Genomic DNA, 26998 nt, shown 5'->3' with positions numbered 1-26998 from the left:
CCTCCGCCCTCAGGCGGCAGGCGTCTCGCTTTCCGCGGCGGCGACCTTCGGGCCACCCTTGGCGACGCCGACCATGGCCGGGCGCAACACGCGCTCGCCGATCGTGTAGCCGGCCTGGACCACCTGGACGACCGTGTTGTTCGGAACCTCGGTGTTCGGAACCTCGAACATCGCCTGGTGGAAGTTCGGATCGAATTTCTGGCCGGTCGGGTCCAGCTGCTTGACGCCGTGGCGCTCGAGCGCCGCCAGCATGGAGCGCTCGGTCATCTCGACGCCTTCGATCAGCGCGGCGAGGCCGGCATCGGCGGATTCCCTTGCTTCGGCCGGAATGGCTTCCAGCGCGCGGCGCAGATTGTCGGAGACGGCCAGCATGTCACGCGCAAAGCCGGCGACGGAATAAGACTTGGCGTCCTTCACCTCGCGCTCGGTGCGCCGGCGCAGATTGTCCATCTCGGCGGCGAGGCGAAGATATTTATCGCGCAGCTCCGCACTTTCGGCCTTGGCGAGCTCCAGCGGGTCCGGCGCAGCGGCAGAAGTCTCGGCCTCCGGCTTCTCCACCGCGTCCGGCGCGGCGGCCTTTGCAACCTCTTCCGGCGCTGCGGCCTCAGCTCCGTTCTTGTTCGTTTCGTCGGTCATGACGGTCTCCGAATGTCTTGTCTTTGGCGTGTTCGGCATCATCAAACCAGCGGAAGTCGCTTTGCTTGAACGTTCTGTTGCCTGGATTTGAAGCCGATATCGAGGTTTGAGCCCGAAAAATCAAGGGTCCAATCGGTCTATTCGTCCAAAAGGATTCGCTCAGCGCGACAGTCGCGACATGAGCTGGGCGGTGTAATCGACCATGGGCACGATCCGGGAGTAATTGAGCCGCGTCGGGCCGATGACGCCGACGGCGCCGACGATCCGGTCGTCGCTGTCGCGATAGGGTGCGACGATCAGCGACGATCCGGAGAGCGAAAACAGCTTGTTTTCCGAGCCGATGAAGATGCGCACACCCGGACCGCTTTCGGCAAGATTGAGAAGCTCGATCAGGCTGTCCTTCTTTTCGAGATCGTCGAACAGCATGCGCAGCCGCTCGATGTCCTCGCTTCCTTCCAGGCCCTCGAGCAGGTTGGCACGTCCGCGCACGATCAGGCGCGCCGGCTTCTCGTCGCCCTCGCTGCCCGACCAGATCGCAAGGCCACGCTCGACCAGGTCCTGCGACAGCGCGTCGAGTTCGCCGCGCACGGTCTTCTTGACCTTTTCGAGCTGGGCGCGCAGTTCCGGAATGGTCTGCCCGGCAAGATGGGCATTGACGAAGTTCGCCGCCTCGGTGAGCTGCGCGCTGGTGACGCCCGCCGGCAGCTCGATGATGCGGTTCTCCACCTGGTCGTGATCGCCGACGAGGACCGCAAGCGCCTTGGTTGGCGCGAGCCGGATGAATTCGACGTGTTTCAGCACCGGATCGCTTTTGGTGGTGATGACGAGGCCGGCGCCGCGGGACATGCCGGAAAGCATCTGGCTTGCCTCAGTGAGAAGACTTTCGACCGGTTGGTCCCGCCGCACCTGCCGCTCGATCGAGGTCCGCTCCTCGGCGGAAAGGTTGCCGACCTGCATGAAAGCATCGACGAAGAAGCGCAGGCCTGTCTGGGTCGGCAAGCGGCCCGCACTGACATGCGGCGAATAAATGAGCCCCAGATCCTCGAGATCGCTCATCACGTTACGCACCGAGGCGGGCGACAGCGACATCGGCAGGAGGCGGGAGAGATTGCGTGAACCGAGCGGCTCGCCGCTTTCCAGATAGGTTTCCACGATGCGGCGGAAGATCTCGCCGGAGCGCTCGTCCAGCGTCGATGCGATCCCCTGCTTTTGAGGGTTGCGCAGTACCATGTCACTCCATGCAAACAACCGTTCGTGTCGCCGAAGAATATAGTGATCCGCCGGGGCAATGGCAAAAGGGAAAAATCACCGTCCCGGCCCGATATCAGGCGGTTCCCTTTGGGGGCGCCATGATCTAGAAGGCTGCTGAGAACACAGGAGTTGAAGATGCGGCCATCCGGCAGAAAAACCGACCAAATGCGCAAGGTTTCCTTCGAGCGCAATTTCTCCAAGCATGCGGAAGGGTCCTGTCTGGTGCGCTTCGGCGACACGCACGTGCTCTGTACCGCGAGTCTCGAAGAGAAGGTCCCCGCCTGGCTGCGCAACGGCGGCAAGGGCTGGATCACGGCGGAATACGGGATGCTGCCGCGGGCGACCGGCGAGCGGATGAAACGCGAGGCGGCCGCCGGCAGACAGAGCGGCCGCACACAGGAGATCCAGCGGCTGATCGGCCGTTCGCTCCGGGCCGTCGTCGATCTGCCGGCGCTCGGCGAGCGGCAGATTTCGATCGACTGCGACGTGCTCCAGGCGGATGGCGGCACCCGAACCGCCTCGATCACCGGCGCCTGGATTGCCCTGCACGACTGCCTGAAATGGATGGAAGCGCGCAACATGATCAAGGTCGAGAGGGTGCTCAAGGACCATGTCGCCGCCATCTCCTGCGGCATCTTCGCCAACCAGGCGGTGGTCGACCTCGACTATCTGGAAGACTCGGCCGCTGAAACCGACGCCAATTTCGTCATGACGGGCAGCGGCGGTCTCGTCGAGATCCAGGGAACGGCGGAAGGAAAACCCTTCAGCGAGGAAGAGTTCGCAAGCCTGATGCAACTCGCCAAGGACGGCATCGCCGAGCTCGTGGCGCTGCAGAAGCAGGCGATCGCCGGCTAGCGGTAGGCGGGGCGCGCGCGCCCGCTTTGGCTGACAGAGGAGAGGATTGGCATTGGCTCCGGCTCTTGAGGGCATCCTCGAAACCGCACTCTATGCGCACGATCTCGATGCGGCCGAGGCATTCTACGGCAACGTGCTCGGACTGACGCGAATCACCCGCGTCGGCAATCGTCACGTCTTCTTCCGCTGCGGCGACGGGGTGCTGCTGATCTTCAACCCGGCGGAAACGATAAAGCCGCCCGTGGCCGGCGCATTGCCGGTGCCGCCGCATGGCACGCAAGGCAAGGGGCACATGTGTTTCCGCGTCGGCGGACAGGCGCTCGACGCCTGGAAGGCGAAGCTGGAGGCGGCAGGGATTGCGATCGAGGCGGACATCCGCTGGCCGAACGGCGCCCGCTCCTTCTACTTCCGCGACCCGGCCGGAAACAGCCTTGAATGCGCGGAGCCCGGCCTCTGGGCCCTCGATTGATGACGCTTTGAACGTTTGGACGGAACGAAACTCGAATGCGCAAACTGGTTGACAAGACACTCGTGGTCGCAAGCCACAATGCCGGCAAGATCCGCGAAATCCGTGACCTGATCGGACCGCTCGGCTTCGAGGCAAAATCGGCCGCCGATCTCAATTTCATCGAGCCGGACGAGACCGGCACGACCTTCGAGGAGAACGCGACGATCAAGGCGCTCGCCTCTGCCAAAGCCTCCGGCCTGCCGGCACTTTCGGACGATTCGGGCCTTGCCATCGATGCGCTCGGCGGCGCTCCCGGCGTCTACACCGCCAATTGGGCGGAACGCGACGACGGCAGCCGCGACTTCGCGATGGCCATGGAAAAGGTCGAAAAAGAGCTCAGGGAGAAAGGTGCGACGGAGCCGGGCGAGCGTACCGCCCGCTTCGTCTCGGTGCTCTGCCTTGCTTGGCCGGACGGGCATGTCGAGCTCTTTCGCGGCGAAGTCGAAGGCTACGTCGTCTGGCCGCCGCGCGGCACGAGCGGCTTCGGCTACGATCCGGTCTTCCAGCCCAAGGGTTACGCCACCACGTTCGGAGAAATGAGCGCCGAAGAGAAGCACGGCTGGAAGCCGGGCGACGCGGACGCGCTCTCGCATCGCGCCCGCGCCTTCAAGCTGTTTGCCGAGACCTGCCTCGGCGCCTGAGAACGAGAATGATCCAGACGGCCCCGCTTTCGGCAATCGGTGACGGCATGGACCCGGGCTTCGGCGTCTATGTACACTGGCCGTTCTGTGCCGCCAAATGCCCCTATTGCGACTTCAACAGCCATGTCCGCCACCAGCCGGTGGACCAGCCGCGCTTCGTCGCCGCCTTTCTCCAGGAGATGGCGGCGGTGCGGGCGCTGTCAGGCCCGAGAACGGTGACCAGCATTTTCATGGGCGGCGGCACGCCGTCGCTGATGGACCCGGCGACCGTCGCCGCGATCCTCGACGGCATAGCGAAGCACTGGCATGTGCCGGATGGCATAGAGATCACCTTGGAGGCCAACCCCTCGAGCGTCGAGGCGACACGCTTCCACGGCTATCGTTCTGCCGGCGTCAACCGTGTCTCCCTCGGCGTCCAGGCGCTGAACGACCGCGACCTGAAATTCCTCGGCCGGCTGCATAATGTCGAGGATGCGCTGAAAGCGGTGCGGCTGGCGCGCGAAATCTTCCCGCGCATGTCCTTCGACCTGATCTATGCCCGGCCGGACCAGACAGTCGACGAATGGGAGCGCGAGCTGAAGGAGGCGGTTTCCTACGCCGTCGATCATCTGTCGCTCTACCAGCTCACCATCGAAGAAGGCACGCCCTTCTTCGGGCTGCACAAGGCCGGCAAGCTGATCGTTCCGGATGGCGAACAATCGGCGGTGCTTTACGAGGCGACCCAGGAGATCACGGCGGCGATCGGCATACCGGCCTACGAGGTCTCCAACCATGCCCGGCCGGGGGCGGAAAGCCGGCACAACCTCACCTATTGGCGCTATGGCGACTATGCGGGGATCGGACCCGGCGCCCACGGGCGAGTTGCGGTCGGCGGCACCAAGATCGCGACCGCAACGGAACGAAACCCGGAGGCGTGGCTGCGCCTCGTCGAAGAACGCGGCGAAGGCATCACCGAACAGGAGCCGCTCGACCTCGAAGCCCAGGCCGACGAAATGCTGCTGATGGGCTTGAGGCTTCGGGAAGGCGTCGATCTTGCCCGCTGGCAGAGCCTCTCCGGCCGGGATCCGGATCCGGAGCGCGAACAGTTCCTGATCGATCACGGCTTCGTCGAGCGGCTCGGCAATTCACGCCTGCGCTGCACGCCGGCCGGCATGCTGATCCTCGATGCGGTGGTCGCCGACCTCGCCTGCTGACGGCTGGGAGGAAGCGGAGCGCGGATTGCCCCTCTCCTCGCATGCGGCGAGGCGGGGAGAGGGGACTGATGGCGACGCGGCATAGCCCTTCGCCCCGCCTGCGGGGAGCCGGCAGGCGGATGAGGCTCGTCAGCTCTTCTTCACCGGCGCGACTATTCCCCAGGTGACTCCAAAGGGATCGAGCAGCTGACCGTAATAGTCGCCCCAGAAGGCGATCTCCAGCGGCATCGTCACCTCCGCCCCCGCCGCGACGGCCCGCTCCCACCAGAAATGGGCGTCGTCGACGAGGAGGTGCAGCACAAACCCCTCTGGCGCCTTCCAGGGAATGCCGAACTCCGGGAAGGGGTCGTTCAGCATCAGCGCGCCGCCGTTGATCGTCAGATGGCAATGGATGAGGCGCTTGCCGTCCTCGGCATATTTTCGGTCCTCCTCCTTGGCGGCAAAGGCGCGGGCATAGAATTTGGCGGTCGCGTCCGCATTCTCGACGTTGAGATAGGCGATAACGCCCGCCATCGGCGGATGCGGGGGCGCGTTCCAGTCGATCTTTGATGTGGGCTCGAGATCGACCGCCGCCTTGAGGCTGCCGTCCATGTAGAAGGGGACAGATTCGTGCTGGTGGGCGATCTTCCAGCCCTTGTCGGTGCGTTTCAGGCCGAGCGTCTGGCGATACCAGAGCGCGACTTTCAATCCGTCCTGCTTCTCGCCGGAGAGATGGGCCAAGGACGTGGCGAAGGCGACGTCGCCGCTTGCGGAAATGTCGAGCTCCTGTAGCCGGTAGCCGAGCGGCCCTCTCCAGGTCGAGAACCATTGCTCAAGTCCATCGGCGTCGGCGTCCGAGCCCTTCAGCGGCGGCGCCAGCGAAAAGACGAGACAATCCTTGGTGCCATGCGAGAGGACGCGATCGGCATCCTTCTGGCGCAATGCCTCCGCCCAGTCTTCGATCACCGCCCGAATCTCCGCGGTGCTGCTGCTCTCGGTGCTGGACATATTCCGTCCTCCGCTCAGAGTTTTGCGACAAGGGCCGCGAGCTGGTCGGCACACTGGCCCCAGCCCTCGTGAAAGCCCATCTTCTCGTGGGCCTCCCGGTCCGCGACGCTCCAGTGGCTGGCGCGGGCCGTATAGCGGGTCTTGCCGCCCTCCTCCTCGAAGGTCAGGATCGCCGTCATGAAGGGCTTTTCGGAGGGCTTCCAGGCTTCCGTATAGGCGTCGGTCATGACCAGCTTCTCGTTCGGCACGACTTCGAGATAGACGCCCTGGTTGGGATAAAGCTCGCCCTCCGGCGAGCGCATGACGAAACGGTTGGTGCCGCCTGGCCTGACATCGAGCTCCGCTTCGGTGATCGTCCACGGCAAGGGCGCGAACCATTGCTTCAGCAGCTCCGGATCCGTGAAGGCGCGATAGACTTTCTCACTCGGCGCGTCGATCAGGCGGATCAAAATCAGTTCGCGTTCGTTGGCGGCGTCGGCTGCTGCGGTCATTTGCAATTCCTCCTTGATGGGTTCGAAACCTAGGACGATGGGGGAGATCGAGTTCCGACAGCGGCGAGGATTTTTTATTGCTGGTCTTCGCGCGAGGTGCCTGCCTCTCCTGCAAGATGGTCGAGCTGCTTGCGGATATAGGCTGCCTCCGCCGCGTTGGTCGCAAGCGCGATCGCCTGGTCGAAGGCAATCCGCGCCTCGCGCGCCCGGCCCATCTGTTTGAGCAGGCCGCCGCGCAGCCCGTGGAAATAGAAATAGCCGGAGAGCCTGTCGGCGAGCGGCTCGACCAGTGCCAGCGCCGCCTCCGGCCCTTCGCGCTTCGAGACGGCCACCGCCCGGTTAAGGGTGACGACCGGGGACGGCTGCAGACGCTCGAGCGCCTGGTAGAGCAGGTCGATCTCCTCCCAATCCGTCCCTTCCGGCCGCTCGGCGCGCGCGTGCAGGGCCGCAATTGCCGCCTGGATCTGGTAGGGACCGGGGCGGCGATGGCGCATCGCCTTGTCGATCATCGCCAGCGCCTCGGTGACCATCGGCCGGCTCCACAGCGAGCGGTCCTGATCGTCGAGGAGGACGATGGCGCCATGCGCGTCGAAGCGGGCACGAGCGCGCGAATGCTGGAGAAGCAGGAGCGCCGTCAGCCCCATGATTTCGGGCTCCGCCGGAAACAGGCGCAAGAGCAGTCGGGAGAGCCGGATCGCTTCGTCGCAGAGATCCGCGGACACGCCCTCGGGGCCGTTCATGCCCGAATAACCCTCGTTGAAGACGAGGTAGATCATCGTCGCGACGGCCGCGAGCCGCTCAGCGCGGTCCGCGGCGTCCGGCGTTTCGAACGGGATGCCGGCCGCAGCGACCCGCGCCTTGGCACGGGTGATGCGCTGTTCCATCGCTGCCTCGCTGACGAGAAAGGCGCGGGCGATCTGCTTGACGGTAAGGCCGGAAACGATGCGGAGCGCCAGCGCGATCTGCTGTGTCGCCGGCAGGGCCGGATTGCTGCAGACAAAGAGCAGCCGCAGGATGTCGTCGCGATAATGCGCTCCGTCGAGACGGTCGGCAAGCTCGCTTTCCCGGTCCCCGAGGTCGGAGAGAATGTCCTCCGGCGGCAGGGGCGTCTCGCGCGCTTGCCGCCGGACCTTGTCGATACCGCTGTTGCGGCCGACGAAAATCAGCCAGGCGGCGGGATCGCGCGGCGGTCCGTTCGTCGGCCAGGTCTTCAATGCCCGGATACAGGCCTCCTGGAAGGCTTCCTCCGCCAGATCGAGATTGCGGAAATAGCGCAGCAGCGCGCCCATGGCCTGCGGCCGCGCGGAAACAAGGGCAAGGTCGATCCAGGCCGTGTCGGTCATGGGGCAAGCTCGCCCGGTTTGTAGAGAGAAAGCGGGCGGATCTCGTAGGAGCCGGCGGCCGGATTGGCGGCACTCAGCTCGCGGGCAAAATCCAGCGCCTCGTCGAGCGATGCGCAATCGATCAGGTAGAAGCCGAGCAGTTGCTCCTTGGTCTCGGCGAAGGGTCCGTCCATGACAACGGTCTCGCCCGGCCGGTGGCGCAATGTGGTGGCCGCGGTCGTCGGGAGAAGCCGTGCAACCGGGCCGAGTTTGCCGGCTTCGACATATTTGCGCTGGACCGCCGTCAGGTCGCGCATGACCTGGTCGTCCTCCTCTTTGGTCCAGGCACTGGTGACGTCTTCCGTATTGTAGCAAAGCACCGCGTAAAGCATCGAGACTCTCCCGCTTCGATTGAATAGACGAATGACGAAAGAGATAGCCGACAAGCGCGGCGAAAAAAACACGGGGCAAGCCGCATGCCACGCACACCCGCGGGTGCCGGCCAACAAAAAGCCCGGTCGAACCGGGCTTTTCGTAACTACAAGCTTACCTATCCCTATTCATTGATCAGGCGCTTGAGCAGCTCGATCTCGTGGCTGAGCTTCGTGTCGCCCGCGATCAGTTCCTCGATCTTGCGCACCGCGTGCAAGACGGTCGTGTGATCGCGGCCCCCGAAGCGGCGGCCGATTTCCGGGAAGGAGCGCGGCGTCAGCGTCTTCGAAAGATACATGGCGATCTGGCGCGGCTTGACGATGACGCGGGTGCGGCGGTTCGAGACCAGTTCCTGGCGCGAGACGTTATAATGCTTGGCGACGATGCGTTGGATGTCCTCGATGCGAACGCGGCGCGGCTCACCGGCATTGACGAGATGGCCGAGGAGCTCGTCGACGCGCTCGATCGACAGCTGCGGCTCGAAGGAGCGGCGGAAGAGGAGTTGGTTGAAGGCCCCTTCCAGTTCGCGGCCGCTGGCGGTGACGTTGCGCGCCACATGGGACAGGATTTCCTGCGGAATATCGAGCGACCCATCGTCCTGACGGGCCGCTTCGAGGCGGCGCTTCAGCATTTCGAGGCGCATCTCGTAGTCCGGGCCCTCCATCTCGATCGCCACGCCGCCCTGCAGGCGCGAGCGAACGCGGCTATCGAGCGATTCCAGTTCCCAGGGCGCCCGGTCCGCCGCCACGACCACCTGCTTGGCCGAGTCGAGCAGCATGTTCAGGAGATGGCAGAATTCGTGCTGGATCGACTTGCCCTGCAGGAACTGCATGTCGTCGATGACGAGAAGATCGATGTTGCGCAGCGATTCCTTCAGCGACAGCGCGTCGTTGTCACGGATCGCGGTGGCGAAACGCCACATGAAATATTCGGCCGTCAGATAGACGACGCGCGGCGCCCGGGCGCTCTGCAGAGCCGCAAGTGCGATCGCCTGCAGGAGATGCGTCTTGCCGAGGCCGACGCTCGAGTGAATGAACAGCGGATTGAAGCGCACGGCGCCGGCGCCGGCCTCCGCGATGGTGCGAGCGGCAGCGAGCGCAACGCGGTTGGAGGAGCCTTCGACGAAGCTCTCGAAATTGTATCGCTGGTCGAGCGGCGAGCCGAAAAGGGGCGCCTGGGCCGGCTTTGCGGCGGCGGCGACCGTGGCGGCGGCAGCGGCGACCGGCTGCGGCGAGGCCGTGCGGCGGACCGGGGCAGCGGGCGCAGGTTCGGCTGCCGCAGTCGCTGCCTCCTCGTGAACCGCCGGACGCTGGCCCCGGGTCGCGGTGCGGACGAGGATCTCCACTTTCAGGATCTCACCGTCTTCCTGCTGGAAAATATTGGTGATCAGATCGAGATAGCGATTGTTGATCCACGACTTCAGGAATGTCGTCGGCACCGACAGGCGCACGACGCTTTTCGATACCGAATGGAGCTTGAGACGCCCGAACCAGCTGGCGAAGACATCCGGACCGACCTGGGCTTTTAGACGCGCACTTACCCGCTCGAAAAGTGCGTCATGCCGCATGTCGTGCTTTTCCCCCGCCGCCTGAGACTGATTGCTTCCGGCCTGAAATCCTTCAGACGCCGTCGCCAAATTCATCTGCATGTTGCCGCCTTCCAATATCATTGTCCGATGCCGTCATTGCTGCCGGCGTCATTCTTTTATCCATCGGACACGGCCGCCTTCCGAAGCCATGCCGCGTCCGACGGACGCCCTGTCGCAGTGAATCGGGCTCCTCATAATCCCGCCCCGCTGCGCGCTGCGCGCACCCGCTCGCCTCGAACAAGCGAATGTCCCCTCGCGCCTCCTGCATGCTTCCCTGAACCGGCTTCGATTCAAGGACGGAACCATGCAGCACTCAAAACTCTACAGCGACCTTTGCGCACCGAGACGAGGTGCGTGGCGCTGTAGTCCTATCGATTCCGTGTGGCCGCTTTCAAGCCATCCGGTCCTATTCATTTCGACTACGCCGCACCCTCGTACGAAGCGGGTAGCCCGGGTCTCCTTCCTCTACACCGACACAGTACCGATCGGGGCCGCGCACGACACAACCTTAAGACGAAATGTCCTCGCCCCGCGGCGACGGATCGCCCGGTTCACCATCTCGACTTGTCTGATTGAGCGACGTGGATTTCCCCCGCCACAGGGAACAGAAAGCCCAAAGCCATCTCGTTGAAATGACTCCAAACCTCCTTGATACAGATGTGATCCGTGTCCCCTGTGGAAGCCATTTAGGCAGGATCGATGGGTAAGATCAATGGCGATTTTTACCGCTTCTTAAGCGCTGGCAGTTGACTCTCGTGCCGCGTTTTGCATGCGGGTTTGCGAGTCCCGAAAGAATCCCTGTTGAATCAAGGGTTTTAATTTTTGCTGCCGTGTTTAGCTGGCGAAAAAGAAAAAAAATAAAAATCTGCTTGACTCACTTCGCCTCGAAGAGGGCAAGCCGCCGACACCTATTCCTTGTGACAACCTCGCGCAACCGCTTGAAATCGTTTCAATAATTTTGTCACGCCACTGACACAACCACCCTTCTGGCAGGCTAGTCACGACCATGGCAGAATTATGAATCCGAAAAGCCCGGCGCACGCGCCGGGCTTTTCATCAACTGCTTATTATTTAGCCGGGTTAGGCCGAAAGCGACTTCACGCGCTGGGCCAGACGGGACACTTTGCGCGACGCCGTGTTGGCGTGCAGCACGCCCTTGGTGGCGGCGCGCATCAGTTCCGGCTGAGCTGCCTTCAGGGCAGCGGCGGCGGCTGCCTGATCGCCGGAAGCGATCGCCTCTTCAACCTGGCGGACGAAGGTGCGGACGCGCGAACGACGAGCCTTGTTCACTGCGGTACGGCGTGCGATCTTGCGGGTCGCCTTTTTCGCCGAAGTTGTATTGGCCATTGATGCCTCTCTTCGAAAACTGACATGAACTCCGCCTTCGCCGTGCCGGGTCACTGCGACCTGTCATCCAAGCAATTCGGGAGCAGTATCGGAAAGCCATGCGAGATGGCGTTTCAAACTGAGGGCGGCGTATAGCGGGAAAGTGCCCGCGCGTCAACGCGCATTTTGCGAAATCCCGCACCTTGCCGATTCACCTGTGCTTGAATTCCGCCTTGCGCTTCGCCACGAAGGCGGCCATCCCCTCCTTCTGATCCTCGGTGGCGAAAAGCGCCTGGAACAGCCGCCGCTCGAAACGCAGGCCCTCGGCGAGCGTTACTTCCAGCGAGCGGTTGACCGCTTCCTTGGCCATCATCACCGCCGGAAGCGCGAAGGAGGCAATCTTCTCGGCGGCGCCGAGCGCCTCTTCCATCAATTTGTCGGGCGCAACGATGCGCGCAACGAGGCCGGCCCGCTCCGCCTCTGCCGCGTCCATCATGCGGCCGGTCAGAATCAGGTCCATCGCCTTCGCCTTGCCGACCGCGCGCGTCAGGCGCTGCGATCCGCCCATGCCGGGAATGACGCCGAGGGTGATCTCCGGCTGGCCGAATTTCGCCGTCTCCGAGGCGATGATGAAGTCGCACATCATCGCAAGCTCGCAGCCGCCGCCAAGCGCAAAGCCCGACACGGCGGCAATCATCGGCTTGCGGGCGCCGGCGACGTGTTCCCATCCGCCGAGAAAGTCGCCGAGATAGCTGTCGACGAAATCGAGCGACTGCATTTCCTTGATATCGGCGCCGGCCGCGAAGGCCTTTTCCGAGCCGGTGATGACGATCGCGCCGACCCCCTTGTCCGCGTCGAAGGCCCTCAACGCCGCGTCAAGCTCGCGCATCAGGGTCGAGTTCAGTGCGTTCAGCGCCTGCGGCCGATTGAGAGTGATCAGGCCGACGCGCCCGCGCGTTTCGACCAGCAGCGTCTCGTAACTCATTGTCGTCTCCTCCAATTTCGAACTCGATGGGTAGGCGCTGAGGCCCTCCCCGCTTATTTCTGGCAGCGCGGGCAATGGAAGGTCGAACGCCCCGCCTGAACGATGCGAGCGACCGTACCGCCACAGCCCGGCTTGCGGCAAGCCTCGCCCTCCCGGTCATAGACGGAGAAGGCGTGCTGGAAATAGCCGAGGCTGCCATCCGCCTGGATATGATCCTTGAGCGAAGAACCGCCGGCCGCGATCGCATCGGCGATCACCGCCCGGATCGCCTCGACAAGTGCGGACAAGGTCTTTCTCGGACGACCGCGCTTGTCGACGAGCGTGCCCGCCGCGCGTTTCGGCGACAGGCCCGAGCGCCACAGCGCCTCGCACACATAGATATTGCCCAGCCCGGCAATGGTCTTCTGATCGAGGAGCGCCGCTTTCAGTGGCTGCGCCCTGCCGACGAAGCGCTGGGCCAGATAGGTGGCGTCGAGGGCATTTCCCGTCGGCTCCTCCCCGAGGCCGCGGAAGAAGGCATGCTCGGCGATCGTGTCGCGGCGTGCCAGATCCATGAAGCCGAAGCGGCGCGGATCATTGTAGATCACCCGCGCCCGGCCGGAGTGTCCGTCGAGATGGAAGACCACATGGTCGTGCTTCTGGTCCTTGCCACGCGGATGATGGAACGCGCCGGGCGTGGCTGGTGCCGCCCCGGTTTCGATCCGGAACGATCCGGACATGCCGAGATGCGCGACGATGACATCGCCGCCCTCGAGATCGATCATCAGATATTTGGCGCGGCGCGAGAGCGCAACGATGCGCCGGCCCGACACGGCGGCGGCGAAATTGTCAGGAAAGGGAAAGCGCAAGTCCGGCCGGCGCAATTCGGCGCGCACCAGCAGCGCCCCCTCCATCGTCGGCGCCAACCCGCGTTTGACCGTCTCGACCTCAGGCAATTCCGGCATCGGCCGTCTTCCTTCACTCTTTGTTCATTCCATCCGCCCGCAGGGCGAGCGCACCATTCCCATGGCAGCATCGATGGCCTATACGGATGCGCTATGTCGCAGCCATGTCCCGCGCGCTGAGATAGCGCGTGCGGGGCGATTTCGCTATGGTGCCGGCAAAATTCGTGAAGTGGAGTTTCGTATGACGGATGAGCGCGTATCGACGGATGGCGGAATGGAGACCTCCTTCGGTTTCCGCGAGGTCGGCACGGGCGAAAAGCAGCCGCTGGTCAACGACGTCTTCCATAAGGTCGCCAAGCGCTACGACATCATGAACGACGTCATGTCGGCCGGCCTCCACCGCGTCTGGAAGGATGCGATGATCGCCGCGCTCAACCCGCCGCGCCGTGAGGACTATCGCGTCCTCGACGTTGCCGGCGGCACGGGCGACATCGCATTCCGCATCGTCGAGGCCTCCGGCCGCAAGGCGCATGCGACGGTGCTCGACATCAATGGCTCGATGCTTGCCGTCGGCGCCGAGCGCGCCAGGAAAAAGGGTCTTCTCGGCAATCTCGAATTCGTCGAGGCGAATGCCGAGGACCTGCCCTTTGCGGCAAATTCGTTCGATGCCTATACGATCGCCTTCGGCATTCGCAACGTGCCGCGCATCGACGTGGCGCTCAAGGAGGCCTATCGCGTGCTGAAGCGCGGCGGCCGGCTGCTGGTGCTCGAATTCTCCGAGGTCGAGATGCCGCTGCTTGACCGCTTCTATGACGCCTGGTCGTTCAACGCGATCCCGAAATTCGGCAAGCTCATCACCGGCGACGACGCGCCCTACCAGTATCTGGTCGAATCGATCCGCAAGTTCCCGGACCAGCGCGATTTCGCCGCGATGATCCCCACTGCTGGCTTTGGCCGCGTCTCCTTCACCAACTACACCGGCGGCATCGCAGCCCTGCATTCCGGCTGGAAGATCTGACCGCATGAGCACGCCTGGAGCATATTTCCGTCTCGTGCGGATAGGCTGGGTGCTCGCGCGCGAGGACGCATTTGCAGCGGTCCCGTCCGAACACCTTCCGCCGCTGGCGCGTTTCGTACAGCGGCTCGCCGGGCTGCTTGCCCGCCGCAGGGCCCGCTTTGAGGTGCGCAGCGGCCGGCTCGCCCGGGCCGTCGAACGGCTTGGCCCCTCCTATGTCAAGATCGGCCAGTTTCTCGCCACGCGTCCCGACGTCGTGGGCGCCGAGCTTGCCGCCGACCTCTCCCTCCTGCAGGACCGGATGGCGACATTTCCCGAGAGCGAGGCGCGGGCCGCCATTGAAGGCTCGCTCGGCCGCTCCGTCGATACGCTTTTCGTCGAGTTTTCCGAAGCGATGGCGGCCGCGTCAATCGCCCAGGTCCATCCGGCAGTCGTCCTGCGCGACGGCAGGCGCGAAAGGGTGGCCGTCAAGGTCATCCGCCCGGGCGTGCGCCAGCGTTTCGCCGCCGATATCGAGGCGATGTATCTCGTTTCGCGCATGCAGGAACGGTTCCTGCCCTATACGCGCCGGCTGAGGCCGGTCGAGGTGACGAAGACGCTCGAACAGACGACCAAGGTCGAAATGGACCTCAGGCTCGAGGCCGCCGCCCTTTCCGAACTCGGCGAGAACACCAAGGAGGATTCCGGTTTTCGCGTCCCCAAGGTCGACTGGGAGCGCACCGGCCGCGACGTCGTGACGATGGAATGGATCGACGGCGTGAAGATGTCGGATATCGAGGGCCTGAAGGCCGCCGGCCACGACCTCAATACGCTCGCCGAAACGCTGATCCAGTCCTTCCTGCGCCACACGCTGCGCGACGGCTTCTTCCACGCCGACATGCATCAGGGAAATCTGTTCGTCGACGAGGCAGGCCATATCGTTGCGGTCGACATGGGCATCGTCGGCCGGCTCGGTAAGAAGGAGCGCCGCTTCCTCGCCGAGATCCTCTTCGGCTTCATCACCCGCGACTACCAGCGCGTCGCCGACGTGCATTTCGAGGCGGGCTACGTGCCCTCGCACCATGACGCGGCGAGCTTTGCCCAGGCGATCCGTGCCATCGGCGAACCGATCCACGGCCAGCCGGCCGAAACGATCTCGATGGCCAAGCTTTTGACACTGCTCTTCGAGGTGACCGAGCTCTTCGACATGCAGACGCGCCCCGAGCTCGTGATGCTGCAGAAGACCATGGTCGTCGTCGAGGGCGTCGCCCGCACGCTCAACCCGCGGTTCAACATGTGGAAGGCGTCGGAACCGGTCGTCGGGAAATGGATCCGCGACAATCTCGGCCCGAAAAGGATCGTCACGGATCTGCGCGACGGGCTGCACGCGGCACTCCGGGTCGCCGAAGCCGTTCCGGAAATCGCCGCGCGCACCGAACGTTTCTCGGCCGAAATCATGGCGATGACCGAGAATGGCCTGCGCTTCGATCCGGAGACGGCAGAAGCGATCGGCCGGGCGGAGGCAAGGCACACCCGGTCGGGTCGGCTGGCGCTCTGGGTGATCGCGGCAACGCTCATTTTCATTGCATGGCAGCTTGTTTGACCGGTGGAGTGAAGCAGGCTGCTTTGCATTTGAGCCCCTCATCCCGCTGCCGCGACCTTCTCCCCGCTCGCGGGGAGAAGGGACAAAGCCGCGCCGCTTCATTCCCCTCGCCCCGCTTGCGGGGAGAGGGTTAGGGTGAGGGGCAAAGTGCTGACGAACACCCTTCCTACATCCCGCATCCTGGAATAGTATCCGTCCATGGGCAGTCGTTTTTCGCTCGTGATGCCGGTGACCACGCAGACCTCAGGGTGTGCGGGAGACCTGTTGCACTAAGCGAGCCGTCTTCATGCCAACCCTGCCGAGGCAAGCAGGGTTCGGCTCTGTTTCCTCGGCGAGAAGAGAGAGGAAACAATGACCGCTGGTTCACCCGCACTTCATATCCGCGCCGCGTCCATCTCCGACTGGGAAGTCCTCGCCGCTTTGCGCGATCTGCCCGGCATTCGCTCCGGAACGCTACGCCTGCCCTTCGCGCCGCCGGAGCAGACGCGACGCTGGCTCGAAAGCCTTACGGAAAACGACATGGTTATCGTCGCCGAACTCGAGGGGCAGATTGTCGGGCTTGCCGGTTTGCACCGGCACAAAGGAAGGCGGCGGCATGCGGCCGACATCGGCATGTCGTTCCACGACGATTACCGCCGGCGCGGCATCGGCAAGGCACTGCTCGAGGCGCTGACCGAGGCCGCGGACCGCTGGCTCGGCATTTTACGCATCGAACTGACGGTCTTCACCGACAACGAGGCGGCGATCGGCCTCTACCGCAATGCCAGTTTCGTCACCGAAGGCGTGTTGAAATCCTATGCGCTGCGCGACGGAGCATATGCCGACGTCTTCGCGATGGCGCGTCTGCGGCCGTGATCGGAGGAAGCGTGCCTGCGGCCCCCACCGGCACGGAGTAGCTCTGACCGATTCACGGGTCCCGCGTCTTGCGATCGACCGTCGGAACTGTCATTGCCGTTCGCCAAATCGGGAGACCAGCACATGAAGCACGAAACTCCTCCTGTTGTGGCCGGCGCCGTCATCCGCCAGGGCGGAAGAACCTGCCTTCATCGCCTGACGAACACCACCCCGGTGCTTATCCATGTGCGTTCGGGAAACAAGGTCGTGGTCATCCGCGACACGCCTTTGCTGCTCACAGCCGGCGAGTTTGGCCTGTTGCCCGACCACCAACCCATGACGATGGAGAACATTCCCAAGGCACCGCAGAACTACGAAGCGCGCATCCTACCCGTACCGCGTCCGTTGTTCGAGGAAACATATGCCCGCCTGGCTTTCATCACGCCACCTCGAACCGCCCTTCCCGTGAAGGCTTTGCACCTGCCCGCCGAGGCCGTGGCTCTGTTTGACTTCTGCTGCTCCCCGGAAAATATCTCGAGGCTCCCCGCCCCCGTGGCGACGGTCCGCTTGATGGAACTCATCACCTGGTTTGCTCTGAGCGGCGCCGTATTGGGCGTCCAGGGAAATCCCCTTTTGCAGCATCGCCTGCGCCAGATGATCGAAGCCGAGCCTGCCCGCAACTGGACCCTCGGCCAGGCCGCACGCAGCTTCAACATGAGCGAGGCCACGCTTCGGCGTAAGCTGGCGGCGGAAAACACCAGTTTCACCGAAACATTGAGCGATACGCGCATGACGCGGGCGCTGGCGCTGCTGCAAACGACCACCCTGCCGATCGCCCATGTCGCCCAGGAGGTCGGCTACGACTCGCCATCGCAGTTCTCGGCAAGGTTCAAGGAGCGATTCGGCATCAATCCGCGCGAGGTACGCGGCGATCTCGGAATTTTTGAGCGGATCGGGACAGAAGTTGAGCAGATCAGGAGAGACGCTGTGTCCGTCTGGGGATAGGGTTTCTTTGTCAGATCACCTCATTGTTTCCCTGAAACACTGAACTGACCTAACCCTCTGAAACTACGCAATTCCGTACGGAAAGACCGTTGCACACTTTTCCTGGAATTGCTCCAGCAACTGCAGGAAAGATCCATGCGCTTCATCACCACACTTCTAGCCCTGAGCTTCCTCGGCGCTACCGCCGCGCACGCCGAAATGAAACTGACCTCGAACGACTTGGCGGCCGGAAGGACCATGGCCGACGCCCAGGTCTTCAACGGCTTCGGCTGCAGCGGCAAGAACATCTCGCCGCAATTGCAATGGTCGGGCGCGCCCGCGGGCACCAAGAGCTTCGCGATCATGGCCTATGATCCTGACGCCCCGACCGGCTCCGGCTGGTGGCATTGGACGGTATTCAACCTTCCGGCCGATGCGACGGAGCTCGCGAATGGGGCGAGCGGAGGCGGAAAGCTTCCGATCGGCGCGATCGAGGGCCGCACCGATTTCGGTTCGTCCAGCTATGGCGGTGCATGCCCGCCGGAAGGTCATGGACCACACCGCTACCAGTTCACGGTCTACGCGCTGTCCGTCGACAAGCTTCCTCTCGACAAGGACGCCCCCGCCGCCATGGTCGGTTTCTTTACCCGAGCGAACGCGCTGGACCAGGCGACGATCGAGGTCACCTACGAGCGCTGATCCGGCATCAGCGGCAGCACAGCGCTTTGTGCCCTGCGGCGGATTTCAGCCGCAGGGTGCAGCGTCATTCCGGCGGGCGCAGCCTTGAGCCTCCGATTGCGCGGGTCAGTCGCCTCGGATAGGCTCGCGTCATACAGCAAGGAGCGGCGAAAAGCCGAAGCGGAATGACACTGTCGGGCAAGCGTATTCTCCTCATGATTTCCGGCGGCATCGCGGCCTATAAGAGCCTGGACCTCATCCGCAGGCTGCGCGAACGCGGCGCCACGGTCCGGCCGGTAATGACTGCCGGGGCGCAGCAGTTCGTGACGCCGCTCGCGGTCGGTGCGCTTTCGGCCTCACACGTCTATACGGAGCTCTTTTCACGCGAGGACGAGCAGGATGTGGGGCATATCCGGCTGGCGCGCGAGTGCGACCTCGTCGTGGTGGCGCCGGCGACCGCCGACCTAATGGCCAAGATGGCGAGCGGCCATGCCGACGACCTTGCCTCGACGATCCTGCTCGCAACCGATCGCACCGTGCTCGTCGCCCCGGCGATGAACCCGAAGATGTGGGCGCATCCAGCGACCCGCCGCAACCGCGCGACGCTTGCCGCCGACGGCATCCGCTTCGTCGGGCCGGCCTCCGGCGAGATGGCGGAAAGCCGCGAGGCCGGCGAAGGCCGGATGGCCGAACCCTTGGAGATCGTCGCGGCGATCGAGGACTTACTCGCCGGCGCAAAGCCGCTTGCCGGGCGCAAGGCTATCGTCTCCTCCGGGCCGACGCACGAGCCGATCGACCCGGTCCGCTATATCGCCAACCGCTCATCCGGCAAGCAGGGTCATGCCATCGCCGCGGCGCTGGCGCGGCTCGGGGCCGACGTCACTCTCGTCTCCGGTCCTGTAACGATCCCCGACCCCGCGGGCGTGCGGGTCGTGCGGGTCGAGCGCGCCGATGAGATGCGCGACGCGGTCGTCGCGGCGCTGCCGGCCGATGTAGCGGTGATGGTGGCGGCGGTCGCCGACTGGCGCGTCGCTTCCGCCGCCGGCAACAAGATCAAGAAGCGGCCGGGCGAGGCACCGCCGCCGCTGCAACTTGCCGAAAATCCCGACATCCTGAAGACCATCGGCCATCATGCATCGCGCCCGAAATTGGTGATCGGCTTTGCCGCGGAGACGGAAAACGTCGCGGAGAACGGCCGGGCAAAGCTTGAAAGGAAAGGCGCCGATTACATCGTCGCAAACGACGTCTCGCCGGCAACTGGGATCATGGGCGGCGACAGGAACCGGGTGAAGCTCATCGCCCGCGACGGCACCGAGGAGTGGCCGGAAATGGGCAAGGACGAAGTGGCCGACAAGCTCGCAAGCCTGATCGCCGCGAAACTGTTGTCATAAGAAGCGCCGCTTCGATCAGGCAACAGGGCTTGCGATCTTCGCGGAAGAGGAGGCGGAGGCAACGGACTCCCGTGCCGGAAGGTCGGCGGCGCTGAAAAGGCGAACGTCGACGCCGTTTTCACCGACGATGACGGCCGAGCCATCCGGTATCTCGGCCCATGCGTTGTCGTCGTCATTGAGGGGTTCCGATACGAGGCAGTAACCGCCCTGCGCTCCCATCGGGGCGGCATAGAGCGTCGGCGCCTTGCGGTCGGAGGCGTAGCGCACCGCATAGAGATCCTCACCGTCGGAAAATGCCGCGGTGAAGCGGACGAGCACCTTAAGGCTGAGTTGTTCTGCGAGGCGCTCCACGAAGCCGAGCGCCTCGGCGACCGCGCCAAGCGGATCGCGGTCGAGGCCGAACTGCAGGGCGAGCAGGAAAAGCAGCTCCGAATCCGTCGTTCCGGTGCGGGCCGCATAGAGATCGTCGGCGAGCATGTTTTCCATCGGCCGCCGCAGATGCTCGAAATGGCCGATCTGGCCGTTGTGCATGAAGGCCCAGCGGCCATGCACGAAGGGGTGACAATTGTCGCGCCGGGTGCCGCCGCCGGTCGCAGCACGGACATGGGCCAGAAACAGGCGGGAGCGTATCTGCCGCGCAATGCTCTTCAGGTTGCAGTCGGACCAGGCGGGCAGGATGTCGCGATAGCGGCCAGGCTCGGGGCGGTCGCCATACCAGGCGATGCCGAAGCCGTCGCCATTGGTGGCGGTCTTCGCCCGTGTCGCGCAATGGGATTGCTCGATCAGCGAATGCGCCGGCGACGTCACCAGTTCCTCGAGATAAAGCGGCTCTCCACGATAGGCTGCCCAGCGGCACATGCGTCGATCACTCCGGTTCGGGTTCTTCGATAAAAGGCGATTCGCCGACGATCGTCACGGCGATGTTCCAACGGAACATGGTAAAAATGCGTTAACACTTTTCGCATGGCGTGCTTTTCAACGACAGCGGGCCTGCCGTCACATGCGCTGTCTCGCTTGATATCGGAAAGCGATTTCGAACAAACATTCCATATTGACAAGCTTCTTACATTTCATTTCATTTCCACCCGGATACGAAGGTTCGGCCGGGAGGAATGGCATGAGCGGCAAACGCAAACTGGGTGTCGGCCTGATCGGTACGGGATTCATGGGCAAGGCCCATGCGCTCGGCTTCACGATCGCTTCGCGGGTTTTCGACCTGCCCTTCGACCTGGATTTGGTTTCGGTCGCGGACGTCACCGCAGAGAGTGCCGAGGCTGCCCGCGCACGCCTCGGCTTCCGCAAGGCGACCGCCGACTGGCGCGAGCTCCTGACAGACCCGGACATCGACATCATCGACATCACCACGCCGAACCTCCTGCACAAGGAAATGGCGCTTGCAGCCATCGCCCATGGCAAGCACGTCTATTGCGAAAAGCCGCTGGCACCGACCGTTGCCGACTGCGCCGAGATGGTCGGGGCCGCCGAAAAGGCCGGTCTCGTCACCCAGGTCGGCTTCAACTACCTGAAGAACCCGCTAATCTTCTTCGCCAAGGAGATCATCGACAGCGGCGAGATCGGAGAGATCCGCTCGTTCCGCGGCATTCACGCGGAAGACTTCATGGCCGACGCCACCATTCCTTGGGCCTGGCGGCTCGATCCGAGGAGCGGCGGCGGCGCGCTTGCCGATATCGGCAGCCATATCATCGCCTGCATGCGCCACCTGGTCGGACCGATCAAATCCGTCCTGGCGGAAACGGTCATCCATATACCGGAGCGCCCGGTCTCCCGCGGCGCGGCCGAGACCCGCCCCGTCGAGGTCGACGACATCGCCCGGGCCTTCGTTCGCTTCGAAAGCGGCGCCAGCGGCAGCTTCGAGGCGAACTGGATCGCCACCGGCCGCAAGATGCAGCATGACTTCGAAATCTACGGCTCCAAGGGCAGCATCGTCTTCACCCAGGAGCGACTGAACGAAATCAAGGTCTATTCGACCGACGGCGACATCAAGAGCCGCGGCTTCCGCACCATCTGGGCCGGACCGGAACACCCGCCCTACGGCGCCTTCTGCGTGGCACCGGGACACCAGATCGGCTTCAACGACCTGAAGGCGATCGAAGTTCACGAGTTCCTGGAGGCGATCGCCAAAGGAGGGAGACCGACTACCGATTTCCGCGAGGGCTACGAGGTCCAGAAGGTGCTTTCGGCCACCTACCGCTCGGCCAGGAGCAACGAATGGGTAGAGATCGGCTGACGGCGTTTTCTTCTCGAGAGGAAACGACGCCCGGGAATCGCCCCTCACCCTAACCCTCTCCCCGCAAGCGGGGAGAGGGGACTTGGAGGGCGCGGCATATCCCTTCTTCCCGCGCGCGGGGAGAAGGTCGCGGCAGCGGGATGAGGGGCCAAACGGCTTTTCACCGCTACGGAAAATCCATAAAAATAGAACGTCCGTTCTATGCCCATATCGCCTAATCGATTAGAGTGAGGCAAATAGAACAAGCGAGCCTGGAGACGCTGAACGATGTCGACATCGGAGACGACCACGGATGCCCCGCAGGATTTCGAGGCGCTGAAGGCCGTCATCCTCGAACGCAAGGCGCAATTGCCGAAGCGGCTGAAACAGGTCGCCGCCTATTCGCTGGACAATCCGGACGAAATCGCCTTCGGCACGGCAGCGAGCATCGCCACCTCGGCCGACGTCCAACCGTCGACTCTGGTGCGCTTCGCCCAGCATTTCGGCTTCGAAGGCTTTTCGAGCCTGCAGCAGATCTTTCGGGCGCGCCTGCGTGAGCGAACACCGGGTTACGAGGACCGGTTGAAGGCGCTGCGCGGCAACGAGCACAGCAAGCTCGAAAGCGGCTCGATCTTCAACGGCTTCGTTGCTGCCGCGCATCGCTCGCTCGACAATATCGCGACATCTGTCGATCCGGAGGCCTTCGAGCAGGCGGTCGACATCCTCGCCAAGGCGGAGACGATTTATCTCATCGCCAAGCGCCGCTCCTACCCGATCTCCAGCTACATGGCCTATGCCTTCGGCAAGCTGAAGGTGAAATACCAGCATGTCGGCACGGCCGCCGGCATCGACGACGACATGCTGGCGATGGCGACGAAAGGGGATGCCGCCTTTGCCGTCAGCTTCTCGCCCTATGCGTCCGAGAGCGCGGCCCAGGCTCGGCTTTTGGCGAATCGAAGGGTTCCGGTCGTATCGCTGACAGACTCTGCCTTCTCGCCCCTCGCCGAGTCGTCGAAGGTCTGGTTCGAGCTCGTCGAGGCCGACCACGCCGGCTTCCGTTCGCTGTCGGCCAGCATGGCCTTCGCCATGGCGCTGACGGTGGCGATCGCCGAAAAACGCCGTCGCGCCGAAGATGCCGCGTCAATATAGAACGAAAATTCCATATTGACGAAAGGACGGAATTTATGTTTCATACGCTCATCGCCCAGCACCTAACGAAATCTGTCGGCGCCGGCGCGGCGTCCGCGGGGAGGAAGCAGTGAGCCAGATACCATCGGCATCGGCAAAGGGCGCCAAGCCCCTCGACATCATCACCATCGGCAGAGCCTCGGTCGACCTTTACGGTCAGCAGATCGGCACGCGGCTCGAGGACGTGGCGAGCTTTGCCAAATCGGTCGGCGGCTGCCCCTGCAATATTTCGGTTGGCACCGCGCGCCTCGGGCTGAAATCGGCGCTGCTGACGCGCGTCGGCAACGAGCAGATGGGCCGCTTCATCCGCGAACAGTTGCAACGCGAGGGCGTGGAGACGCGCGGCATCGTCACCGATCCGGAACGGCTGACCGCCCTCGCGATCCTCTCCGTCGAGAACGAAAAGTCGTTTCCGCTGCTCTTCTATCGTGACAATTGCGCCGACAACGCGCTCAATAAAGATGACATCGCGGAGGACTTCATCCGCTCCGCCCGCGCGGTCCTCGTCACCGGCACGCATTTCTCGAAGCCCAACACCGATGCCGCGCAGCGCAAGGCGATCCGGATCGCCAAGGAAAGCGGCGCGAAGATCGTCTTCGACATCGACTATCGCCCGAACCTCTGGGGCCTCGCGGGCCACGATGCGGGCGAAAGCCGCTACATCGCTTCCGACCGCGTCTCGGCGCACCTGAAGACCGTGCTCGGCGATTGCGACCTGATCGTCGGCACCGAGGAAGAGGTGCTCATCGCGTCTGGCGAGAGCGACCTGCTGCAAGCCTTGAAGACCATCCGGTCGCTGTCGAACGCGACGATCGTCTTGAAGCGCGGACCGATGGGCTGCATCGTCTATGACGGGCCGATCTCCGACGATCTCGAGGACGGCATTGTCGGCAAGGGCTTCCCGATCGAGGTCTATAACGTGCTCGGCGCCGGCGACGCCTTCATGTCCGGCTTCCTGCGCGGCTGGTTGAAGGGCGAGCCGCATGAGACCTCGGCCACCTGGGCCAATGCCTGCGGCGCCTTCGCGGTATCGCGGCTGCTCTGCGCGCCGGAGATCCCGACCTGGACTGAATTGCAGTTCTTCCTGGAGCACGGCAGCAAGGAAAAGGCGCTGCGCAAGGACGAGGCGATCAACCACGTGCACTGGGCGACGACGCGCCGCCGCGACATCCCGCTGCTGATGGCGCTCGCCATCGACCACCGCAGCCAGCTGGAGGATATCGCCGAGGGCAAGCCGGAGCTGCTGGCGCGCATCCCGGCCTTCAAGGCGCTCGCCGTCAAGGCCGCTGCTGAAGTCGCCGCCGGCCGGTCCGGCTTCGGCATGCTGATCGACGACAAATACGGCCGAGACGCCCTTTATGCCGCCGGTGCCTACCGCGATTTCTGGATCGGCAAGCCGATCGAGCTGCCGGGCTCGCGGCCGCTACAGTTCGAATTCAGCCAGGATCTCGGCAGCCGGCTTATCGACTGGCCCGTCGACCATTGCATCAAGGTGCTCTCCTTCTACCATCCGGACGATCCGGCCGAAATGAAGGCCGCGCAGATCGCCAAGCTTCGTTCGGCTTTCGAGGCGGCCCGCAAGGTCGGCCGCGAGATCCTGATCGAAATCATCGCCGGCAAGCACGGACCGCTTGAGGACGACACGATACCGCGGGCGCTGAACGAGCTCTATGATGCCGGCCTGAAACCCGATTGGTGGAAGCTCGAGCCGCAGGCGAGCCGCGGCGCCTGGGCGGACATCGACGCCGTCATCGAAAACCGTGACCCGCTCTGCCGGGGCGTCGTCCTGCTCGGCCTCGAGGCCCCTTACGACGTGCTGAAGGACGGGTTCGCGGCGGCGAGGACGTCGACGTCGGTGAAAGGATTTGCCGTCGGCCGGACGATCTTTGCCGACGCCGCCAAGAGCTGGCTCACCGGTTCGATGAGCGACGACGAGGCCGTCGCCGACATGGCGGCGAAGTTCAAGGCGCTGGTGGATCTCTGGCTGCGCTTGGGTGAAACAAAGGCTGCCTAAGCAGGAAGGACGTGGGAAGCACCCGAAGCCTGCTGTACTTATAGCCGGCCTGCGGCATTAAAAACGACAATGGGCGAAGCGGACTTCGCCACCTGGAGGAAATTCAAGATGAGCCAGAAAACCGTGCGCCTGACCGTGGCACAGGCCGTGGCGCGGTTCATGACCCGGCAGATGACGATCATCGACGGCAAGCGCGTGCCGATCTTCGGCGGCGTCTTCGCTATCTTCGGCCATGGCAACGTCGCCGGCGTCGGCGAGGCGCTCTACGCCATCCGCGAAACCCTGCCGACCTACCGCGCCCAAAACGAGCAGGGCATGGCGAACGCTGCGATCGCCTTTGCCAAGGCGAGCTTCCGCCGCCGCTTCATGGCCTGCACGAGCTCGATCGGCCCCGGCGCCCTCAACATGGTCACCTCGGCGGCCCTCGCCCATGTCAACCGCCTGCCTGTCCTGTTCCTGCCCGGCGACGTCTTCGCCAACCGCCGGCCCGATCCGGTGCTGCAGCAGGTGGAAAACTTCGGCGATGCCACCATCTCGGCCAATGACTGCTTCCGTCCGGTGTCGCGCTATTTCGACCGTATCACCCGGCCGGAACAGATCATCCCGGCGCTTCGCCGCGCCATGCAGGTGCTGACCGATCCGGCCGATTGCGGTCCCGTGACGCTGTCGCTCTGCCAGGACGTGCAGGCGGAAGCCTATGACTATCCGGAATCCTTCTTCGAAGAGAAGGTCTGGGTGCCGCGCCGCATCGAACCGGACCTCGACGAGTTGGCATCGGCGATCGAATTGCTCAAGTCCGCGAAGAAGCCGATCATTATCGCCGGCGGCGGCGTGCTCTATTCCGAAGCGACCGCAGACCTCGCTAACTTTGCAGAAAGGCACGGCATCCCAGTCGTCGAGACGCAGGCCGGCAAGTCCGCATTGCCGCATTCGCATCCGTTCAACATGGGCTCGGTCGGCGTCACCGGGACCTCCGCGTCCAACCGGCTTGCCGAGGAGACCGACCTGGTGCTCGCCGTCGGCTCGCGCCTCCAGGACTTCACCACCGGTTCCTGGGCGCTCTTCAAGAACGACGAGATGAAAATCATCGGCCTCAATGTCCAGCCCTTCGACGCCGGTAAGCACAACGGCCTGCCGCTGATCTGCGACGCGCGGGTCGGCCTCAACCGCCTGTCCGGCGGGCTCGGTGGCTACACGGTCGACCGGAGCTGGACGGAAAAGGCGAAGGCCGGCAAGGCCGAATGGATGGCCGCGGCCGACAAGGCGACGGCCACGACCAATGCGGCGCTGCCCTCCGACGCCCAGGTGATCGGTGCCGTCCAGCGCGCCCGCGGCGGCAACAAGACGACGCTCGTCTGCGCCGCCGGCGGTCTGCCCGGCGAGCTGCACAAGCTCTGGCAGGCGGAAGAGCCCGGCGGCTACCACATGGAATACGGCTTCTCGACAATGGGCTACGAGGTTGCCGGCGGCCTCGGCGTCAAGCTTGCCAGGCCCGAGCGCGACGTGATCGTCATGGTCGGCGACGGCAGCTACATGATGCTGAACTCGGAGATCGCCTCGTCGATCATGCTCGGCGCCAAGTTCACCATCGTTCTCCTCGACAATGCCGGCTACGGCTGCATCAACCGGCTGCAGATGGAGACCGGCGGCGCCAACTTCAACAATCTGCTTCAGGACACGCATCACGTAGAACTGCCGCAGATCGACTTCGCCGCGCATGCCGCCGCCATGGGAGCCGTCACCCGCAAGGTCGGCTCGATACCCGAACTCGAAGCGGCGCTTGCCGAAACCGCCAACGAGGCCCGCACCACGGTGATCGTCATCGACACCCATCCGCTGATCACGACCGAGGCCGGCGGCCATTGGTGGGACGTCGCCGTTCCGGAAGTCTCTGAGCGCGAGCAGGTGAAGGTGGCCCGCGACGGTTACGAGAAGGCACTGCAGTCGCAGCGCTTCGGTTGATCTCAATAAACCACGGGTTCCAGT

At 64.0% G+C, this 26998-nt stretch carries 25 protein-coding genes; 14 read left to right on the top strand and 11 right to left on the bottom strand.

Features of this window, described 5'->3' with window-relative positions; translation table 11 throughout:
* Nucleotides 1-9: 9 nt before the first annotated feature.
* Both grpE and hrcA read right to left on the bottom strand, forming a co-directional pair.
* Nucleotides 10-636: a nucleotide exchange factor GrpE gene (grpE, locus tag CO664_RS01205; protein ID WP_037420822.1), complete on the bottom strand. Its 627-nt coding sequence runs from the start codon at nt 634-636 to the stop codon at nt 10-12.
* A gap of 159 nt (nt 637-795) precedes the next feature.
* Nucleotides 796-1866, bottom strand: coding sequence for a heat-inducible transcriptional repressor HrcA (gene hrcA, locus CO664_RS01200; RefSeq protein WP_097537739.1), 1071 nt, complete (start codon nt 1864-1866; stop codon nt 796-798).
* A gap of 156 nt (nt 1867-2022) precedes the next feature.
* Here hrcA and rph point away from each other — a divergent pair, with 156 nt between their 5' ends.
* The 4 genes from rph to hemW are packed head-to-tail and all read left to right on the top strand — an operon-like array spanning nt 2023 to nt 5084.
* Nucleotides 2023-2742 (top strand): ribonuclease PH, encoded by a 720-nt coding sequence (gene rph / locus CO664_RS01195; RefSeq protein WP_037420854.1) that lies wholly within the window; start codon nt 2023-2025, stop codon nt 2740-2742.
* Nucleotides 2743-2794: 52 nt separating this feature from the next.
* Complete coding sequence (locus CO664_RS01190) at nt 2795-3211, top strand: VOC family protein (protein WP_097537738.1); 417 nt, start codon at nt 2795-2797, stop codon at nt 3209-3211.
* A 35-nt stretch (nt 3212-3246) separates the two neighbouring features.
* Nucleotides 3247-3891, top strand: coding sequence for an RdgB/HAM1 family non-canonical purine NTP pyrophosphatase (rdgB, locus tag CO664_RS01185; RefSeq protein ID WP_097537737.1), 645 nt, complete (start codon nt 3247-3249; stop codon nt 3889-3891).
* Between the two features lie 11 nt (nt 3892-3902).
* Nucleotides 3903-5084 carry a radical SAM family heme chaperone HemW gene (gene hemW / locus CO664_RS01180; RefSeq protein ID WP_176536526.1) on the top strand — a complete coding sequence of 394 codons (1182 nt, stop codon included), beginning with the start codon at nt 3903-3905 and terminating at the stop codon, nt 5082-5084.
* A gap of 129 nt (nt 5085-5213) precedes the next feature.
* On the opposite strand, the gene CO664_RS01175 is transcribed toward hemW, so the two are convergent.
* The 8 genes from CO664_RS01175 to mutM form a co-directional block, all read right to left on the bottom strand.
* The gene (locus CO664_RS01175; RefSeq protein ID WP_097537736.1) at nt 5214-6071 is read right to left on the bottom strand and encodes a nuclear transport factor 2 family protein; all 858 of its coding nucleotides are present in this window, start codon (nt 6069-6071) and stop codon (nt 5214-5216) included.
* A 14-nt stretch (nt 6072-6085) separates the two neighbouring features.
* On the bottom strand, nt 6086-6562 hold the full coding sequence (locus CO664_RS01170; protein ID WP_097537735.1) for an SRPBCC family protein: 477 nt from the start codon (nt 6560-6562) through the stop codon (nt 6086-6088).
* Between the two features lie 74 nt (nt 6563-6636).
* Nucleotides 6637-7905, bottom strand: a complete 1269-nt coding sequence (locus CO664_RS01165) for an RNA polymerase sigma factor (RefSeq protein ID WP_097537734.1) — start codon at nt 7903-7905, stop codon at nt 6637-6639.
* Nucleotides 7902-8276 (bottom strand): YciI family protein, encoded by a 375-nt coding sequence (locus CO664_RS01160; RefSeq protein ID WP_037420835.1) that lies wholly within the window; start codon nt 8274-8276, stop codon nt 7902-7904. The genes CO664_RS01165 and CO664_RS01160 overlap by 4 nt, the downstream gene beginning before the upstream one ends.
* Before the next feature lie 164 nt (nt 8277-8440).
* On the bottom strand, nt 8441-9883 hold the full coding sequence (gene dnaA, locus CO664_RS01155; protein WP_234819747.1) for a chromosomal replication initiator protein DnaA: 1443 nt from the start codon (nt 9881-9883) through the stop codon (nt 8441-8443).
* Between the two features lie 1101 nt (nt 9884-10984).
* A complete protein-coding gene (rpsT, locus tag CO664_RS01150) occupies nt 10985-11251 on the bottom strand; it encodes a 30S ribosomal protein S20 (RefSeq protein WP_018235071.1) in 267 nt (88 codons plus the stop codon).
* A 190-nt stretch (nt 11252-11441) separates the two neighbouring features.
* The gene (locus CO664_RS01145) at nt 11442-12215 is read right to left on the bottom strand and encodes an enoyl-CoA hydratase (protein WP_097525527.1); all 774 of its coding nucleotides are present in this window, start codon (nt 12213-12215) and stop codon (nt 11442-11444) included.
* Nucleotides 12216-12268: 53 nt separating this feature from the next.
* Nucleotides 12269-13159, bottom strand: coding sequence for a bifunctional DNA-formamidopyrimidine glycosylase/DNA-(apurinic or apyrimidinic site) lyase (mutM, locus tag CO664_RS01140; protein WP_037420875.1), 891 nt, complete (start codon nt 13157-13159; stop codon nt 12269-12271).
* A 181-nt stretch (nt 13160-13340) separates the two neighbouring features.
* Here mutM and ubiE point away from each other — a divergent pair, with 181 nt between their 5' ends.
* The 6 genes from ubiE (at nt 13341) to coaBC (ending at nt 19583) form a co-directional block, all read left to right on the top strand.
* On the top strand, nt 13341-14117 hold the full coding sequence (gene ubiE / locus CO664_RS01135) for a bifunctional demethylmenaquinone methyltransferase/2-methoxy-6-polyprenyl-1,4-benzoquinol methylase UbiE (RefSeq protein WP_097537733.1): 777 nt from the start codon (nt 13341-13343) through the stop codon (nt 14115-14117).
* A 4-nt stretch (nt 14118-14121) separates the two neighbouring features.
* The gene (gene ubiB / locus CO664_RS01130; protein ID WP_037420880.1) at nt 14122-15696 is read left to right on the top strand and encodes a 2-polyprenylphenol 6-hydroxylase; all 1575 of its coding nucleotides are present in this window, start codon (nt 14122-14124) and stop codon (nt 15694-15696) included.
* A 351-nt stretch (nt 15697-16047) separates the two neighbouring features.
* Entirely contained in the window at nt 16048-16551 is a 504-nt protein-coding gene (locus tag CO664_RS01125; protein ID WP_097537732.1) for a GNAT family N-acetyltransferase, read from the top strand.
* A gap of 123 nt (nt 16552-16674) precedes the next feature.
* Nucleotides 16675-17535, top strand: coding sequence for a helix-turn-helix transcriptional regulator (locus CO664_RS01120; RefSeq protein WP_097537731.1), 861 nt, complete (start codon nt 16675-16677; stop codon nt 17533-17535).
* A gap of 135 nt (nt 17536-17670) precedes the next feature.
* Nucleotides 17671-18213, top strand: coding sequence for a YbhB/YbcL family Raf kinase inhibitor-like protein (locus CO664_RS01115; RefSeq protein WP_097537730.1), 543 nt, complete (start codon nt 17671-17673; stop codon nt 18211-18213).
* 164 nt (nt 18214-18377) lie between these two features.
* Entirely contained in the window at nt 18378-19583 is a 1206-nt protein-coding gene (gene coaBC, locus CO664_RS01110; RefSeq protein WP_097537729.1) for a bifunctional phosphopantothenoylcysteine decarboxylase/phosphopantothenate--cysteine ligase CoaBC, read from the top strand.
* 15 nt (nt 19584-19598) lie between these two features.
* Here the strand turns inward: coaBC and CO664_RS01105 are convergent, their stop codons facing one another.
* Nucleotides 19599-20441 carry a class II glutamine amidotransferase gene (locus CO664_RS01105; protein WP_097537728.1) on the bottom strand — a complete coding sequence of 281 codons (843 nt, stop codon included), beginning with the start codon at nt 20439-20441 and terminating at the stop codon, nt 19599-19601.
* Nucleotides 20442-20700: 259 nt separating this feature from the next.
* Here CO664_RS01105 and CO664_RS01100 point away from each other — a divergent pair, with 259 nt between their 5' ends.
* The 4 genes from CO664_RS01100 (at nt 20701) to iolD (ending at nt 26974) form a co-directional block, all read left to right on the top strand.
* Nucleotides 20701-21831, top strand: a complete 1131-nt coding sequence (locus tag CO664_RS01100; protein ID WP_097537727.1) for a Gfo/Idh/MocA family oxidoreductase — start codon at nt 20701-20703, stop codon at nt 21829-21831.
* A 267-nt stretch (nt 21832-22098) separates the two neighbouring features.
* Nucleotides 22099-22959: a MurR/RpiR family transcriptional regulator gene (locus CO664_RS01095; protein WP_097537726.1), complete on the top strand. Its 861-nt coding sequence runs from the start codon at nt 22099-22101 to the stop codon at nt 22957-22959.
* Between the two features lie 109 nt (nt 22960-23068).
* The gene (gene iolC, locus CO664_RS01090) at nt 23069-25012 is read left to right on the top strand and encodes a 5-dehydro-2-deoxygluconokinase (protein WP_097537725.1); all 1944 of its coding nucleotides are present in this window, start codon (nt 23069-23071) and stop codon (nt 25010-25012) included.
* Between the two features lie 108 nt (nt 25013-25120).
* Nucleotides 25121-26974, top strand: a complete 1854-nt coding sequence (gene iolD / locus CO664_RS01085) for a 3D-(3,5/4)-trihydroxycyclohexane-1,2-dione acylhydrolase (decyclizing) (RefSeq protein WP_097538553.1) — start codon at nt 25121-25123, stop codon at nt 26972-26974.
* Nucleotides 26975-26998 lie beyond the last annotated feature (24 nt).

The sequence above is a fragment of the Sinorhizobium sp. NG07B genome, from assembly GCF_002532005.1.
GTDB lineage: Bacteria > Pseudomonadota > Alphaproteobacteria > Rhizobiales > Rhizobiaceae > Sinorhizobium > Sinorhizobium fredii_C.
The sequence above is the reverse complement of the archived record's forward strand: the minus strand, read 5'-3'. Positions and strand labels throughout refer to the sequence as shown.

Bases quoted from the DNA above. Each gene is read 5' to 3' on its own strand.
- grpE (WP_037420822.1), bottom strand. From the start codon at position 636: ATGACCGACGAAACGAACAAGAACGGAGCTGAGGCCGCAGCGCCGGAA.
- hrcA (WP_097537739.1), bottom strand. From the start codon at position 1,866: ATGGTACTGCGCAACCCTCAAAAGCAGGGGATCGCATCGACGCTGGAC.
- rph (WP_037420854.1), top strand. From the start codon at position 2,023: ATGCGGCCATCCGGCAGAAAAACCGACCAAATGCGCAAGGTTTCCTTC.
- rdgB (WP_097537737.1), top strand. From the start codon at position 3,247: ATGCGCAAACTGGTTGACAAGACACTCGTGGTCGCAAGCCACAATGCC.
- CO664_RS01175 (WP_097537736.1), bottom strand. From the start codon at position 6,071: ATGTCCAGCACCGAGAGCAGCAGCACCGCGGAGATTCGGGCGGTGATC.
- CO664_RS01170 (WP_097537735.1), bottom strand. From the start codon at position 6,562: ATGACCGCAGCAGCCGACGCCGCCAACGAACGCGAACTGATTTTGATC.
- CO664_RS01165 (WP_097537734.1), bottom strand. From the start codon at position 7,905: ATGACCGACACGGCCTGGATCGACCTTGCCCTTGTTTCCGCGCGGCCG.
- CO664_RS01160 (WP_037420835.1), bottom strand. From the start codon at position 8,276: ATGCTTTACGCGGTGCTTTGCTACAATACGGAAGACGTCACCAGTGCC.
- dnaA (WP_234819747.1), bottom strand. From the start codon at position 9,883: ATGCGGCATGACGCACTTTTCGAGCGGGTAAGTGCGCGTCTAAAAGCC.
- rpsT (WP_018235071.1), bottom strand. From the start codon at position 11,251: ATGGCCAATACAACTTCGGCGAAAAAGGCGACCCGCAAGATCGCACGC.
- CO664_RS01145 (WP_097525527.1), bottom strand. From the start codon at position 12,215: ATGAGTTACGAGACGCTGCTGGTCGAAACGCGCGGGCGCGTCGGCCTG.
- mutM (WP_037420875.1), bottom strand. From the start codon at position 13,159: ATGCCGGAATTGCCTGAGGTCGAGACGGTCAAACGCGGGTTGGCGCCG.
- ubiE (WP_097537733.1), top strand. From the start codon at position 13,341: ATGACGGATGAGCGCGTATCGACGGATGGCGGAATGGAGACCTCCTTC.
- ubiB (WP_037420880.1), top strand. From the start codon at position 14,122: ATGAGCACGCCTGGAGCATATTTCCGTCTCGTGCGGATAGGCTGGGTG.
- CO664_RS01125 (WP_097537732.1), top strand. From the start codon at position 16,048: ATGACCGCTGGTTCACCCGCACTTCATATCCGCGCCGCGTCCATCTCC.
- CO664_RS01120 (WP_097537731.1), top strand. From the start codon at position 16,675: ATGAAGCACGAAACTCCTCCTGTTGTGGCCGGCGCCGTCATCCGCCAG.
- CO664_RS01115 (WP_097537730.1), top strand. From the start codon at position 17,671: ATGCGCTTCATCACCACACTTCTAGCCCTGAGCTTCCTCGGCGCTACC.
- coaBC (WP_097537729.1), top strand. From the start codon at position 18,378: ATGACACTGTCGGGCAAGCGTATTCTCCTCATGATTTCCGGCGGCATC.
- CO664_RS01105 (WP_097537728.1), bottom strand. From the start codon at position 20,441: ATGTGCCGCTGGGCAGCCTATCGTGGAGAGCCGCTTTATCTCGAGGAA.
- CO664_RS01100 (WP_097537727.1), top strand. From the start codon at position 20,701: ATGAGCGGCAAACGCAAACTGGGTGTCGGCCTGATCGGTACGGGATTC.
- CO664_RS01095 (WP_097537726.1), top strand. From the start codon at position 22,099: ATGTCGACATCGGAGACGACCACGGATGCCCCGCAGGATTTCGAGGCG.
- iolD (WP_097538553.1), top strand. From the start codon at position 25,121: ATGAGCCAGAAAACCGTGCGCCTGACCGTGGCACAGGCCGTGGCGCGG.